This window comes from Parasaccharibacter sp. TMW2.1890 (assembly GCF_023337645.1).
Classification (GTDB): Bacteria; Pseudomonadota; Alphaproteobacteria; order Acetobacterales; family Acetobacteraceae; genus Bombella; species Bombella apis.
Window position 1 is genome coordinate 327,586 of the sequence record NZ_NWUV01000002.1, and the last position, 14,120, is coordinate 341,705.

Consider the following 14,120-nt stretch of genomic DNA (forward strand, 5'->3'; position numbering starts at 1 on the left):
AAAGTGATATTCTGCTGCCGAAAATGAAAAAAGGCCGTCCCAAAGACGACCTTTTGTGACCTGCAGCAGGCGGGATGACCTCAGAAAGAAATGGCTGATTCCAGATCAATCAGCATGGCATCCTTGTACCGTTTCAGAGCACCGGGGCTCCAGAGATACTGCAAGCCGGGCCGCAGCAGCAGCCAGCGTGTGGGCCAGTATCCATAATTGAGTTCGATGGCTTCTTCCGAATGCGGAGCATACAGCCCGGCACCCCGGCCCGTGTGCTGGAGATGCTCGATCCAGTGTGTGACCTTCGGATTGGCCCAAAGGGCCTTCATGCCAAGGCTGATTGTATCATTGGGGCGGCTGGCGAACGTTCCCTTCCGGGTAATACCCGCCGTCACAAAATAGGGCGCAATGGCCGTGCGGGGATCGCCCCATGTGAAGGAGGCAAAAAACGCCGTTCCCCGGTGCGGGTCCGCTCCATCCCGCTGCAACATGCGGTCAAACTGGAACCACCCACCAAACCGGCCCCTCACCTTGGAGACGGGCGCATCCTGCGCCGCAGAAGCCGGAATGTAATATGTTCCCATCTGGCCATAGACGTTCTTGACCTCGGACGTGTCCCAATAGCCGCCGATCTTCACGTTCGTCTGTAACGGGCCGCTATAATCATCCGTCCCGCCCCGATGCCAGCCCAGCTGGAACGGCAGATAGGTACCTGTCGCCCCGTGCAGGTTCATCTTCCAGCCATTCCGCACGCCGGTGATCGTCGGGTCCACACTGTAAGCCCCGAACTGCACCAGATAATGGTCATTCCCCGCCGGATAGAGCTTGATCCACGCACCGGGATGGGCCGTCGGATAGAAGCCGTAACCCGAATTCATGGCAATGGACTGCGGCATCCCGCAGATGCCGTTGTTCTGGAACTGGCAGTACAGGTTGGCCCCCCAATAGGTGGAAGACTGCTCGAAGTCATTCTCCGTGTTGATCTCACCAACCTCGGTATGTACGTACTTGTTCCAGTGCATTTCCCAGCTGAGGCGGCCAAGGCGCATGGTCTCACCGGCCCCGTAAATTTCCATCGGGCTGTCAACAGCCGGCAACGTGTTTCCCAGCCCGGCCCCCTGACGGGCCAGTGTCAGGAAGTGCAGTGTGCCCGCATTGAAGGCAACGCCCAGTAGCTTCTTCAGGTTGAAATCCAGAGACAGGGCCTCTTCATCCGCATAGCGGACCGCACGGGATTTCCCCCCGAACGGATTGCCTGCGGTGTCCTGAAAGTAACGCCCGCCGATCGTCACGCCATGATCGGCCAGCCAGCTCCGTGCGCCCCAGGGGTCACCAAAAAACCCATCCTGATTGGCAAAATCGTGCCAGCTGTTGGGGAAAAGCCCCTTCTGCTTCTCTGGTGAAGCCTGCTCACTGGCCCCGCGGGAGAAGACGTCACCCGGGATCGGGAGAGGCACGGACCCGAAAGCACGCTGCTCATCCCTTGCAGGCGCACCGTAATTCCGCTCCTTCAACAGCTCATCCCTCTGGGCCGTCGTGATCTCCCCACCTGCTGCCGCTTTCTCCTTCACGGCAGCCGGCCCGGCAGCATCCTGCGCAAAAACGGCATGGGCTCCCAGCATCCAAGCGACACCTACTGCTGCTGTACCAGCCTTTTGCCACATTCCACGCATAGATTAGCCTTCATAGCCGTTGATCAGGACAGGAACCTGAAGGCCAGATGCGCCATGGCAGCCTTCAGCACGACAATGCCAGACAGGCCACAAGCGGCACTGCGGCAAAGGATGACACCGTCCCTTTATATAAATTTTATCGCTGACTTCCAGTGGTGAAATCTGTCTATACCAGATCAGTCGTCATCCACCTCTTCAAGTTCATGTGACCGTTGCCGGTTTATTTACCGTCCAGCTACGATGCTGTTGCCCGAGGCGGCGGGTCAGCGGCAGAAGCAGGGCCAGCACAACACACAGCCCCACACACCCCAGAAACAGTTCCCGGAACAGGGCAGCATAACCCGCCAGGCTGCCCCCACCATCGGCCGGAACACTGGCGAGATCAGCCACCAGGCTCCCCAGATACATGCCGACCCCCCAGAGCAGGAACAGGGCCCCCATCAGCACTGCGCTGACACGGGCCGGGGCATAACGGGCCACAATGGCCAACCCAAGACCGATGGTCAGCAGCTCCCCGAGGGACATGGTGCCATACCCGGCCACCATGACCCACGGCGAAACAAGCCCCGTGCTATGGCCAGCGGCCAACCACCAGATGCAAAAAGCCAGAGCGACCAAGCCATAACCGAGCAGTATCTTGATGGCGGGTGAAGCATCCTGCCCCCTACCCGCATGACGACGGTACAGCCATGCCAGCAGCGGGCTGAACAGCATGACAGCGATCGGATTGAGCGCCTGGAACTGGCCTGCCGACATGGTGAACAGCCGCCATGACCCCAGCTGGTACACGCCAGAGACATCCCGCATGGCAAACAGTGTCAGGGAGGTCTGCATCTGCTGGTAGAAGATCTGGTAGGCCATTGTCTGAGCACAGAGGATGTAGGTCAGCAGCAGACCGGGCCGTTCACCGTCCTTCGCCCGCACATAAAGCCAGACCCAGAGCAGAAGAAGCCCCACCCCTGCCAGAATGATGCAGAGCTGGACCAGCGCCGGGCTGTACAGCACCCATGTGCAAAATCCCCAGACCACCAGCAGGGCCAGCAGGATTCCAGCGCCCAGCGCCCCTTTCAGCACGGGAGTGGAAAGACGCTCCACCAGAGGAACAGGCATGGAGGATGGCCCATGCCGCCGGACTGCCTCAACCGCCCGTGCGGCAAGAAACCGCCGCATACGCCCGGCCCGCACTGCATAATAGCCAAGCCCGACCAGCAGCCCCCCGGCACAGGCCAGAAAGGCCACAGCCGCCCCATAGCGCTGCTGGAGCCACGGCATCAGCAGCATGGAGACGGTCGACCCAACATTGATGGCCATATAGTAGAGTGTGAAAGCGGCATCCAGTGCCGTGCCATCCCCGGCGTAAATGCGCCGAACGAGCGTCCCCGCATTGGGTTTGAACAACCCGTTGGAGAGGGCAATCAGTGTCAGGGCCGGAAGGAAAACAGCCTGACTGCCAAGAGACATGGCCAGAAGACCATATCCGGCTGTCAGCCCGAAGGCCCCCACCAGCATGGTGGGTCTTGTCCCGAGGCACTGATCCCCCAGAAGCCCCCCCAAAACAGGAAGACTGTAGATGAAAAATCCCAGTCCCCCCTGCATGAGGTTAACGTCATGATCCCGCATGTGCAGCTGGGTGACCATGAAAACGGTCAGGACAGCCTGCATGCCGTAATAACCGAAACGCTCCCACAGCTCGATGGCCATGACGACAGCAAAAGCCTGCCGCCGTGCGACAAAAAAGGACGCCGCAGAATGTTGCTGATCGGTCATGAGGGCACGCTACTCCGTTACGGGAAGGACACTGGCTCCCTCCTCACTAGCGCAAAAATCAGCCCCCTGCGAGGTGGAACCCATCCACGTGGGCAATCCCCACCAGGCCCAGCACACACAGGGCCACAACAAACACGATGGCCACCAATGCTCCCAGAACGCTGGACTGTCTGACACGCAGCCAGAAAGACATCCCCCAGACCATGGCTAACCCGTCCTTTCCCCGCCACTCCCAACCCCTTGCAGGGCCATCACCAACACACCAGAGGCAGGCCCTTCACATCCCAAAGCGGGACAGAGGGCCTGCCTTCCTTTTTCACCACCCTGCCACACACCACACTCCAGCAGGGACTGGCCCTCAGCTCTCCGTTTTCTCCTCGGCTTCACGCCGCACGAGGGCTTCCAGCTCCGGCGAAATGGTCCCCAGCACAACACGCAGGGTCACCAGCAGATTTCCCGCCTCATGCCGTTTATCCGCCGCAATACCACGACCAGTCAAACGCAGGACCGTGCCACTGTCAGAATGTGGCTTGACCTTCAGCGCCACCGTTCCACCCGGGGTACGGACATGCACCTTGCCACCCAGAATGGCCGTATGGAGGTCAACATCCTGCGTGACACGCAAATTCCGCCCCTCACGCCTGTAATAAGGGTCTTCCGCCACATGAATCTTCAGCAGCACATCCCCGGCAGGGCCGGGCCGACCATCCATGCCGGGCTGCCCCGGCTGACCTTTCCCCCTAAGACGAAGCGTCTTGCCATCCTCGATGCCCGCAGGAATGGTGACGGACACCTCACGCCCTCCACCAAGGCTGACATCACGCCGGGTACCAAGAGCACATTCCTCCATGCTGATACGCAGCTCGCCATGCAGGTCCTCGCCCCGCCGGGGACGGGCAGACCGGAAACCACCGCCCCCACCACCAAAGGCACCGAAAATGTCCCCCAGATCCTCCGGATTGAAACCACCGCCCGAGAAACCGCCAAATCCGCCAAAGCCACCACCTGGGCCACCGGCCCCGGCACCGCCACCAAAACCGCCCCCGCCAAAGGGACCCCTCATCTGGCCATCCGCATCGATCTCGCCACGATCGAACTGGGCGCGCTTCTCCTCGTCACCGACAATCTCGTACGCCTTGCCAATCTCCTTGAAGCGCTCCTCCGCCTTGGTATCACCGGGGTTGCGGTCGGGGTGATACTGCTTGACCAGCCGACGGTAGGCGCTGCGGATTTCCTTCTCCGACGCTGTACTGCTTACGCCAAGAACCTTATATGGGTCAGTCGCCATTACTGTCCTGTATCCTCCAGATCCGTATCATCCAGCAGGTCGATCAGCACGGCCAGAACCCTGCTTCTGGAATAGCCAGCAGCTTCCGCCTCCCTGATGAGGGTCTGCACCCGGGGGCGCAGGAAATCGGCGGCTGACTGTACTGGTGTGCCTGTCATGGAAAAAACCTTTCTTTCCCAAAGAAGTGGTGTGCCTGTAAGGTAAGGTCAATAGAGAATGAATTTTTGCCCGTGCATTTCCCGACACTTTCCCAGACCTTGCCGAAAGACAGTTCTTCATGCTGCATGCTGACAGCCCCTCCCCTGCCAACCTTTCCCGCCGCCTCATCATTACAGGCAGCGACAGCCGTTATTTTCCCCTGCTTCAGGAGCTGGTCGCTTCCATCCGCCGCTTCCCGGAGCTGGCCGGGCTGCCGGTCGCCTGCATTGATGGCGGGCTGAAGCGGAAACAGGTCACATGGCTGGAGCAGAATGGCATCACTGTCCGTACCCCGAGAGCCTTTCCTCATGTCTCACGATGGGCCATGCGCAGGCGCCCCAATCTGGCCATCGAACTCTCCAAGATGTGGCTGGACCAGCTCTTCCCGGAGCATGACACGCTGGTATGGATCGATGCAGATGCCTGGGTGCAGGACTGTCAGGCCGTGGAGCTTCTCTTCCAGGCCGCCGAGCAGACGCCGCACGCTCTGGCCATCACGCCGGAACTCTTCCTGCACAAGCCGCTGTTCCGGCTGCGCTGGCTGCCCTTCGGCCTCGTGCAGCTCCGCACCATCCTGTACAAGAATTCCCGTCTGGCCCGGCTGCCCCGGGCGATATGCCGTCATATCGGCGTGCGCCCCACCCTCAATGCCGGTGTTTTCGCCCTCTCCCGCACGGCTCCGCACTGGCCCCGGCTCCGCCACTGGCAGGAAGAAGCCCTGCGGCACGGCAAGATATTCAGCTCCGGCCAGCTCGCCATGGCCCTGACAAGCTATCACGATGGCTACGCCACCGCCCTGATGCCTGCCGGATGCAACTATCTGGGACCGTGGCAGATCGACTCACGAACGGGCCTGCTCTGCGAGGTCACTTTTCCGCACCGCCCTGTCGGCATCGTCCATCTCGCCGGGCACGACGCCATGCGGCTGGACCCGACCGTGACGATGGACGTGCCCGACCGGGCAGGAGGAACACAGGCCCTCAATCTGCGGTTCAGCACGATGCAGGCTTACCGGGACACCCGCCAGCCAGATATGACCTAACGGCTGAAGGCCCGCAGGATCATGTCCTTGCTCTCATGCTGTTCCACCTTCAGGGTGGTGTTGGAAAGTTCCCGCCCCTGCCAACCGGCACCGAAAGCAATGTAGAGCGAGATGGCATCATCCATGCGCTTGCCAGTAGCCGACACGGCGGCCACCCGGCGGGACAGGTAGGTCTGCTGGGAGTTGAGAACATCCAGATAGCCCGTCAGCCCGGCGGCATAGAGCTTGCGGGCACGGGACAGGGCCAGACCGGCCTGCGTGGCGGCCTCCCGTTCTTCCCGCACCAGCTCGCTGTCCTGATGCCAGTCATCGAGGCTGTCTTCCACTTCCCGAAAAGCATTCAGAACAGTCTGACGATATTGCAGGCGACTGGCCTCCGCCTCACTTCTGGCCTGGGCGATCTGGGCGCTGTATTTACCCCCATGCAGGATGGGCAGGGAGGCCATCATCATGACATTCCAGCTCATCCCTCCAATCTGGAACGCCTGATAGGCGGCAGAGGCATTGGGATTGAAGGTCAGCGGGATGCTGAAATTGGGATACAGATTGGAAATCGTGATTCCGATGCGGGAGACGCTCGCCGCATAGCGCCGCTCGGCCGAACGGATGTCGGGCCGGTTGGTCAGCACGGCGGAAGGCAGCATGGCCGGGAACGGGGGCAGGGTCGGGATGGGCCGCCGCTCTTCAAGATCAGGCTGTTCCTTACCGGGCATCTCACCCATCAGCACGTTGATGGCATGGATGAGCTGCTCCTGCCGCGCCCGCAAGGGGGGCAGACGAGCCAGCTCGGCATGTTCTTCCGTCCGGGACTGGGCAATGGCCAGCGTATTGCCGACGCCATTATTGAAGAGCCTCTCCACCAGCTGGGTACTGTCCCGAGCCGTGCGGATGGAATCCTCTGTCACGCTCATGCGGGTCTGGATGGTCCGCAGCTCAACATAGTCTGTCACCAGCTGGCTCAGCAGAGAGAGCAGCAGTCCCCGCCGCTCCTCGATGCTGACTTCCACCAGCCTCTTACGCTCCTGCACCTGCCGGGAAATATGGCCAAAAACATCAATCTCCCAGCTTGCCCGGGCGCCATAGGTCAGCACAGACGCATGGGGGTGATTGTTCGGGTTGCCCGGGCGCAGGGGCCAGTTGTCAACATTGATGGAGTAGCGGTTGTCTCCCCCACCCGCATTGGCATCCAGCTGGGGATACCAGTTGGCCTGTGCCTGCCGCCGGACAGACTGCTCAGCCAGAACATGCTGGGTGGCCACCTGAAGGTCGTAATTCCCTCTGATGGTCTGCTCCACCAGTCTGTCCAGAACAGGATCGTGAAACTGCGCCCACCAGTCCCGGAGGTTGGCTTCCGTCTCGGCAATTTCCTCCTTGGTGGCGGGGTGGGGCTCACTGGCAAAATGGCCCGGCACTTTCATCCTGTCCGGCCTGTATTCCGGTCCGACCATGCAGGACGTCAAGAAAAGACAGCTGCTGACAACAAGGGGAACAAACCGCATCTTCATCTCACAGGTGATCCTGCAGCCATGTCGTCAACAGCCCCCTGCCTCCGGCTTTTGCCTTCCCCACCGCCACGGTGGCTGTCATGCCTGCAGACAGAATGACCTCTGGCGGCATCTCATCAATTTCAATACGCACGGGAATACGCTGAGCCAGCCGTACCCATGTGAAGATCGGATTCACATCTGGCAGGCCGAGCCTGTCCGACATGCCGTTTGCATCATTGATGCCTCGGCCAATACTGACGACATGCCCCCGCAGGACATGACGATATCCCATGAGCTTGATACGGGCCTCATCACCAACATGCACACCATGCATCTTGGTTTCTTCAAAATAACCATAGACCCAATAGCTGTTCGCATCGATCACGGCCATGCGGGACTGTCCAGCCGTCACATAATCACCGACACGCAGATTGAGATTGGTCACGTAGCCATCCACGGCAGAATAGACCGTGGAACGCTGAAGATTGAGCAGGGCCGTATCGAGGGCAGACCGGGCTTCTTCCAGCCGTGCCCGGCGTACTTCCATCTCGGAGTCGAACACATCCTGTTCCTCACGGGACACGACGCCACCAAGCCCGCGCCGCCTCTTCGCATTCATGACGCTCAGCTTGTAATCTTCCGTCACACCCGCCAGACGGGCCCGTGCCTCATCGATCCTGAGCCTGAAACGCAGTGGATCCACCGTGAAAAGCGGATCCCCCTTATGAACGAACTGGTTGTCCACAACCGGAACAGACACGACCGTTCCCGACACTTCAGGCGTGGCCGTAACGACGTAAACACGGACACGACCATCACGTGTCCAGGGATCAAGGACATAAAGGTCCCACACGACATACCCCAGACCAATAGCCAGAGCGATGATGATCAGTGTCAGCAATGGACGTACAAGACGCCGAAACCAGTTCATACCCCCGCTCCACCTCAGACGAAAATAACCAGAAGACAGAGAACACAGACATACAGGGCAATCTCAAACAGGGCGACATGCCAGAACCAGCCCAATGCTCCGAGACGCCACAACACATAGCGCAGGGCCAGAGTCACCAGCACTGCGCAGACAGCATAAACAGCTATTGGAGAAACGAACACTCCGCAGAGGCTGACTTCCGAAAGCATCATGCGCCGCAATCCCCGAAAGAACGGGACCGGGCGGGTGATGTGTCTGATGCTTTGCTCACGTTGTTCCCTATCGCACCTGCAAAAGGCCCGGCGTCCGTCCAGACGGGCCGGACTCTGCTCCCTCCCGAAGGTACCATGCCGGGTATCCATCCAGAGGACGACACGGCACCACCGCCAGGCCATCTTCCCGTTTCAACCACAGAGGCAGAAGCAGCTCTTACCACTTCTTAACGTCAATTACAGGCGTCTGACCAGATGGAACCCACCTGGAAACAGAAAGCCCATAGCAGAAGCGGCCCCTGAAGGCCGCTTCTTTTGTCTCATATGCCTATGGAACCGACAAAATCACTTTTTCCGGCGTGTGAAGACACCTTTGGCCATACGCCATGCCTGCCCACCCGCATAACGGCCCACTGGACCACTGGCGAGACCAAGCAGGGACGTCAACGCAAAGCTCTGCTTCAGCTCATGCATCTTCCTGTCCCGCTCCATGCGGGCGCGGGCCTCTGCCAGGCCGGAATGACCAGCACGCACCGCCAGAAGCAGGAAAATGATGAAAAACAGCAGGTCTATCCCCAGTACACAGGTAGCAGACAGCAGAAGACCCAGATGGCAGACCTGCCTGAAAAAGGCCCAGAACACTCCGTGCAGGGTAATGGCTGCAAAGCCGAGAAACACGAGAGCCACGACAAGGAAGCACAGCCGGATACCGTGCCGTTTTGCACATTCCCTGAAAATTTTTCCCTGGGCAGCGAGCACTGCCTGACCAAGTTCCAGTAGACCATTCATGATACGACTGCTGCCCCTTCCAGATTCATGAAAAACACCAAGGCCCTTGCCAGAGGGAGGACAGAACACACCCCTCCACCGACCATTCCCTCACCTATAGCACTGCACGGGAAAAAGCCAAAGCACCCCATGAAGCGGCGCTACCCATCCCTCATTAAAGGTTGAATGGAAAATATTTCCTCATTTTATCAAGAAAAAAAGGCATAAAGATGTTCTGATTCTTTTTTCTTCTCCCCTCTGTAACGAAGTTTCAAGAATCATCATGTAATATCCTTTCATCTCAACCACTTCCATGCATTTATCCTGTCCATTGAATCCCACCGCCACTTCAAGTCCGTACGGTGCCGCTACGTCATGAAAACAGTCCGCCCCCGGAGCTGCCAGAAACACCCCTCACTGCCCCACACGGGGCACCGTCTGTTCCGTTCCATCATGCGGGCGGTTTGTCCTGTCAGGCAGTTCCTGGACAAAATTCATCCATCCATCGGGCGTTTGCCTGCACTCTGTCTGGCCCTCACAGCCATGGCTGGCGCAGCCCCTGTCTCCGCCATGGCGGATGCGGCCAGCACACAGACCGACCCTGCCCCACAGGACAGGACCTATTACTGGGCCATTCCAGAGCATGATCTCATCGGCCCGATACTGCGTGATTCCACCTCCATGAATCTTGCTTTCCTGAGCCGTGAAGGACGTGGACTGGACGAAATAGAACAGCAGGCCCTTGCCTATCCACAGACCGTACAGGCCATCATGCTGAACAGCACGGAATCGGCCATCGCCTGTGCACGAGCCTGGTTGCAGCCCCTCCATGCCCTGGGCCGTTGTGGTCGGCCGGCCGGTTTTTTCCGCAATGTCCTCTTCTGGGATACATCCCGCATCACCACCCCACCACATTGGCCAACATTGTGGGATGTTGCCCGCTATCCCGGACAGCGAGCCTTCTTCCGGGGCCCCCGCATGACGCTGGAGATTGCCCTGCTGGCTGATGGCGTCCCCCCCAACCAGGTCTACGCCCAGCTCTCCACCCCGGCAGGGATCGACCGGGCCTTCCACAAGCTCAACCAGCTGCGGCCCTATATAATCTGGTGGCGCTCTCCCTCCGAGGCCTACCATATCCTCCAGAAACAGGCCGTGCTGATGGGAATCACCCCCGGCGCCATCATTCTCTCTCCCAAGGCAAGAAACACACTGGTGCGACCTTATCAGGCAGAGATGGGCAACGTTCTGTACAGTCCCGCCATGTGGGCAATTCCGGCGACACTGCCCACTGAGCAGGCCAACGAAATCCGCACCCTCCTGCTGAAGAACCCACCACACCTGCCCTATCCTCCTTCCCCCATTCCTGCCGAATCACTTGAAATCAGCGACGGTTTCTGGGCAACACATGAACTGCTGCTGAGTGAGCGCTTTAACGCATGGCTCACCCACACTCCTCTTTCCAGGCCCCTGACGACAGAACAGACCACACGATGACAGATCACCTTCCCTTCTGGCGAACCACTTCCCTTCAGGACATGACAGCCAGCCAATGGGAATCTCTCTGTGACGGCTGTGGCCGCTGTTGCCTGAACAAGCTGCGGGACGAAGACACCGATGAGATCATCTGGACGGACGTTTCCTGCCGTCTCCTTGATACCCAGACATGCCGCTGCACCGACTATGAGCGACGCCAGAAAAAAATTCCGGACTGCATCTCCCTGACCCCGGCCCTGCTGGACGACATCGACTGGCTGCCCCCGAGCTGCGCCTATCGCCTCCTGCGGGACGGGTTCGACCTGCCGGAATGGCATCCCCTTCGCAGTGGAACGGACGACACCGTGCTGAAGGCCGGCGCCTCGGCCAGTGGCCGCTGCATCAGCGAACGCCGGGCCGGCCTGCTGGAAAACCACATCGCCGACTGGCCCGGTACCTGGCCGGAGGGCGCCCCACCCTGCGTTGCGCTCCGTCAGAATGGCAACAGCTGACACTCCCGTGCTTCTTCCACCCGTTCTCTGGCGTATGTCCTCCCGGGCCCGGCGGATCATTCTCCGTCTGGACCTCCGCCGACGGGCCATTGTCATCACCCTCCCTGCTGGAGCCACCCGCCAACAGGGGCTGCGCTTCCTCCAGAGCCAGTCACAATGGCTGGCACAGGCCATGGCAGACCTCCCTCCTCCGGCAGTCGATCAGGGCCAGATATGGCTGGAGGGGCAGGCCATTCCCATCCTCCCCACCATAATACTGGATGGCCGTACACGCCTGACAGACAAAGGGCTGCATGTGGGCCACCCTCCCGAAGAACATGCCCGCCATCTGCTCTCCTTTCTGAAGCGCCGTGCCGAAAGCCTGTTCCCGCCCCTCTTCCGGCAACAGAGCCTCCGTATGGAGGCCTCACCAGCAAAATTCAGCCTGCGGGATGTCAAAAGCCGCTGGGGCAGCTGCACAAGGCAAGGGCGCATCATGCTCAGCTGGCGGCTCATCATGGCTCCGCCGGACATCTACACCTACGTGATGGTGCATGAGCTCGCCCATCTGCGCCATTTCAACCATGGGCCGGCCTTCTGGGTGCTTGTGGACCAATACGCCCCGGGCGGACAGCCGGGGCGCAAAAAAGCTGAAAAATGGCTTTCACAGAATGGTGCTCATCTGCTGGCCATGATATAAAATGCCCGCTTCCTCTGCGCGCTTGGCGGAATGGTAGACGCACGAGACTTAAAATCTCGAGTTCGGTCAGAACGTGCGGGTTCAAGTCCCGCAGCGCGCACCAGAGGCGCCTTTTCTGCCCGGTACCATTGCCTTTCCATGCAGCCCGGCTCTATCTTCCTGCAAAAGATTATCAGTTTGATCCCAAGGCCTGGCACCCGTCCAGCAAAGTAAGGAACGCCATGGTATTCGCCCGATTCCGTCGCTTCTTCAGCCGTTCTTCCGCCCATCCGCAAGAGCCCGACCTGCCGGACAATCTTGCAGAAATCTACCAGAAGGCACGGAACGGCCATGTACTGGAGCAGGTTCTCTGGGGGAAAGCCCTGCTGGACAGCGAGTATGTCCCCCGGGATGTGGACAAAGCACGGGAGTGGTTCACCATTGCGGCTTCTGCCAGTTATGGCCCGGCCCACAACATGCTGGGCCGCTGTTCACAGTTCGGCTGGGGGTGCCCGCTGGATCTGACAGAAGCTGTCCGCCATTACAGCCGGGCTGCGCAGCTGGATGACCTGTGGGGCATCTACAATCTCGGCATCTGCCACATGCGGGGCTTGGGAGTGCAGGCAGACCGGCGAACCGCCTTCCTTCTCTTCCGTCGGGCAGCTCTGCGAGGCCATGCGAAATCCATGAACCTGCTGGCCCGTTTCATTGAGGAGGGATGGGAGACCCCCGCCAATCCCCTTGCCGCTCTGGAATGGTATCAGCGCTCTGCTGACGGAGGCGATTACCGGGGGCAGCATAATTATGCTACCGCCTTGATGGGTATGGGGCAGCCGGAAGATGCTCTGCGCTACTGGCGCATGGCCGTAAAGGACGCCACGCCAGATATTCTTCAGGCCATGCAGCGGGAGCTGGAAAGGCCCGGAGCCCCACAGGACCCGGACCTCATGGAAACACTCAGGCAGCGGCTGAAAACAGTCCTGCCGGGCGATGACTGACAACACCCGGCCTGCGCTCTTCCCTCACAGGGAAACGGTATGAACCCAGCCGAACGGGTCCGCTTCCTCACCACGCTGGAGAGCGCACAGGGCGTTGCGCAGCTTCATGGTAACCGGCCCAGCCGTTTTTCCATCACCAAACGCCACGGAGCCAGCATCCCGGCGGAATTCACCAATCGGTGAAATGACTGCCGCCGTGCCGCAGGCAAAGGCCTCCGTGATCTCACCAGCAGCGGCAGCCCTGAAGACATCATCTATGGCCAGAGGCTCCTCAACCATGGTCAGGCCCATCCTGCGGCCCAGCTTGAGGATGCTGTCCCTCGTGATGCCTCGCAAAATCGTCCCACCAAGCGGTGGTGTGACCACACTGCCATCCTTGCGGACGAACATGACGTTCATGCCGCCCATTTCATCAATGAAGCGACGTTCCTTCGCATCAAGGAACAGCACCTGGCTACAGCCATGGTCCGCCGCCTCCTGCTGGGGCAGCAGACTGGCTGCGTAATTGCCCCCACATTTGGCCTCACCCGTGCCACCGGGAGCCGCCCGTGTATACTGCTCCGACACCCAGACCGGGATGCTGCCATTACCACTGAAATACCCCCCTACAGGGCTGGCCAGCACGACGAACAGATATTCATTGGCCCGTTTCACGCCAAGAAACACTTCATTGGAGATCATGAACGGCCGCAGATAGAGGCTCTGCTCCGGATTGGTGGGCACCCAGTCATGGTCCACCTTCAGCAGGGCCTTGATGGACCCGAGGAAGAGCTCCTCCGGCAGCTCGGCCATGGAAAGGCGGCGGGCTGACGCCGCAAACCGGGCAGCATTGGCCTCCGGCCGGAACAGCGTAACAGCCCCCCCCTTGCCACGATAGGCTTTCAGCCCCTCGAAAATCTCCTGCCCATAATGCAGGACGGTCGATGCCGGGTCGATCTGCAAAGGCTGACGAGGAATAATTCTGGCGTCATGCCAGCCCTTTTCATCCGTATAACGGATGACGGCCATATGGTCCGTAAAGACACGCCCGAACTTTGGGTCCACCATCAGGGCCTGCCGCTGCTCGGCTGATGTAGGGGTCTCTGTCCGTTCAATGCTGAACTCTGCCATGATGCTTCCTGC

At 59.9% G+C, this 14,120-nt stretch carries 15 protein-coding genes and 1 tRNA gene; 6 read left to right on the top strand and 10 right to left on the bottom strand.

The genetic code is table 11. The features are described from left to right. Positions 1-80: 80 nt before the first annotated feature. The 5 genes from CPA54_RS06265 to CPA54_RS06285 form a co-directional block, all read right to left on the bottom strand. Positions 81-1,664: a carbohydrate porin gene (locus CPA54_RS06265; protein ID WP_249085857.1), complete on the bottom strand. Its 1,584-nt coding sequence runs from the start codon at positions 1,662-1,664 to the stop codon at positions 81-83. 201 nt (positions 1,665-1,865) lie between these two features. Next, positions 1,866-3,431, bottom strand: coding sequence for a peptide MFS transporter (locus tag CPA54_RS06270; protein ID WP_081562820.1), 1,566 nt, complete (start codon positions 3,429-3,431; stop codon positions 1,866-1,868). Positions 3,432-3,489: 58 nt separating this feature from the next. Next, positions 3,490-3,636 (bottom strand): hypothetical protein, encoded by a 147-nt coding sequence (locus CPA54_RS06275; RefSeq protein ID WP_156878828.1) that lies wholly within the window; start codon positions 3,634-3,636, stop codon positions 3,490-3,492. A 153-nt stretch (positions 3,637-3,789) separates the two neighbouring features. After that, complete coding sequence (locus CPA54_RS06280; protein ID WP_043558046.1) at positions 3,790-4,719, bottom strand: DnaJ C-terminal domain-containing protein; 930 nt, start codon at positions 4,717-4,719, stop codon at positions 3,790-3,792. Beyond that, entirely contained in the window at positions 4,719-4,877 is a 159-nt protein-coding gene (locus CPA54_RS06285) for a hypothetical protein (protein WP_166651579.1), read from the bottom strand. The genes CPA54_RS06280 and CPA54_RS06285 overlap by 1 nt, the downstream gene beginning before the upstream one ends. A gap of 119 nt (positions 4,878-4,996) precedes the next feature. Between CPA54_RS06285 and CPA54_RS06290 the strand changes: the two genes are divergently transcribed. Beyond that, positions 4,997-5,959 carry a glycosyl transferase gene (locus tag CPA54_RS06290; protein WP_249085859.1) on the top strand — a complete coding sequence of 321 codons (963 nt, stop codon included), beginning with the start codon at positions 4,997-4,999 and terminating at the stop codon, positions 5,957-5,959. Here the strand turns inward: CPA54_RS06290 and CPA54_RS06295 are convergent. From CPA54_RS06295 to CPA54_RS06310, 4 genes are all read right to left on the bottom strand, one after another. Further along, positions 5,956-7,464, bottom strand: coding sequence for an efflux transporter outer membrane subunit (locus CPA54_RS06295; protein WP_249085860.1), 1,509 nt, complete (start codon positions 7,462-7,464; stop codon positions 5,956-5,958). The two genes, CPA54_RS06290 and CPA54_RS06295, sit on opposite strands and share 4 nt — an antisense overlap. Before the next feature lies 1 nt (position 7,465). Further along, entirely contained in the window at positions 7,466-8,377 is a 912-nt protein-coding gene (locus CPA54_RS06300) for an HlyD family secretion protein (protein WP_043558041.1), read from the bottom strand. A 14-nt stretch (positions 8,378-8,391) separates the two neighbouring features. Continuing rightward, positions 8,392-8,586 carry a DUF1656 domain-containing protein gene (locus tag CPA54_RS06305; RefSeq protein ID WP_043558458.1) on the bottom strand — a complete coding sequence of 65 codons (195 nt, stop codon included), beginning with the start codon at positions 8,584-8,586 and terminating at the stop codon, positions 8,392-8,394. Between the two features lie 348 nt (positions 8,587-8,934). Continuing rightward, on the bottom strand, positions 8,935-9,378 hold the full coding sequence (locus CPA54_RS06310; RefSeq protein WP_043558039.1) for a hypothetical protein: 444 nt from the start codon (positions 9,376-9,378) through the stop codon (positions 8,935-8,937). A 354-nt stretch (positions 9,379-9,732) separates the two neighbouring features. On the opposite strand from CPA54_RS06310, the gene CPA54_RS06315 reads away from it, so the two are divergent. The 5 genes from CPA54_RS06315 to CPA54_RS06335 all read left to right on the top strand — a co-directional run bounded on the left by CPA54_RS06315 (position 9,733) and on the right by CPA54_RS06335 (position 12,998). Then, on the top strand, positions 9,733-10,851 hold the full coding sequence (locus CPA54_RS06315; protein WP_227449690.1) for an extracellular solute-binding protein: 1,119 nt from the start codon (positions 9,733-9,735) through the stop codon (positions 10,849-10,851). Next, on the top strand, positions 10,848-11,342 hold the full coding sequence (locus tag CPA54_RS06320; RefSeq protein WP_043558037.1) for a YcgN family cysteine cluster protein: 495 nt from the start codon (positions 10,848-10,850) through the stop codon (positions 11,340-11,342). The genes CPA54_RS06315 and CPA54_RS06320 overlap by 4 nt, the downstream gene beginning before the upstream one ends. Positions 11,343-11,349: 7 nt before the next feature. Beyond that, on the top strand, positions 11,350-12,021 hold the full coding sequence (locus CPA54_RS06325) for a SprT family zinc-dependent metalloprotease (RefSeq protein ID WP_249085862.1): 672 nt from the start codon (positions 11,350-11,352) through the stop codon (positions 12,019-12,021). 16 nt (positions 12,022-12,037) lie between these two features. Continuing rightward, positions 12,038-12,124: transfer RNA gene (locus CPA54_RS06330), tRNA-Leu, on the top strand. 118 nt (positions 12,125-12,242) lie between these two features. Further along, positions 12,243-12,998, top strand: a complete 756-nt coding sequence (locus CPA54_RS06335; RefSeq protein ID WP_043558452.1) for a tetratricopeptide repeat protein — start codon at positions 12,243-12,245, stop codon at positions 12,996-12,998. Positions 12,999-13,022: 24 nt separating this feature from the next. Here the strand turns inward: CPA54_RS06335 and CPA54_RS06340 are convergent, their stop codons facing one another. Then, the gene (locus CPA54_RS06340) at positions 13,023-14,108 is read right to left on the bottom strand and encodes a branched-chain amino acid aminotransferase (RefSeq protein ID WP_043558032.1); all 1,086 of its coding nucleotides are present in this window, start codon (positions 14,106-14,108) and stop codon (positions 13,023-13,025) included. Positions 14,109-14,120: the final 12 nt, after the last annotated feature.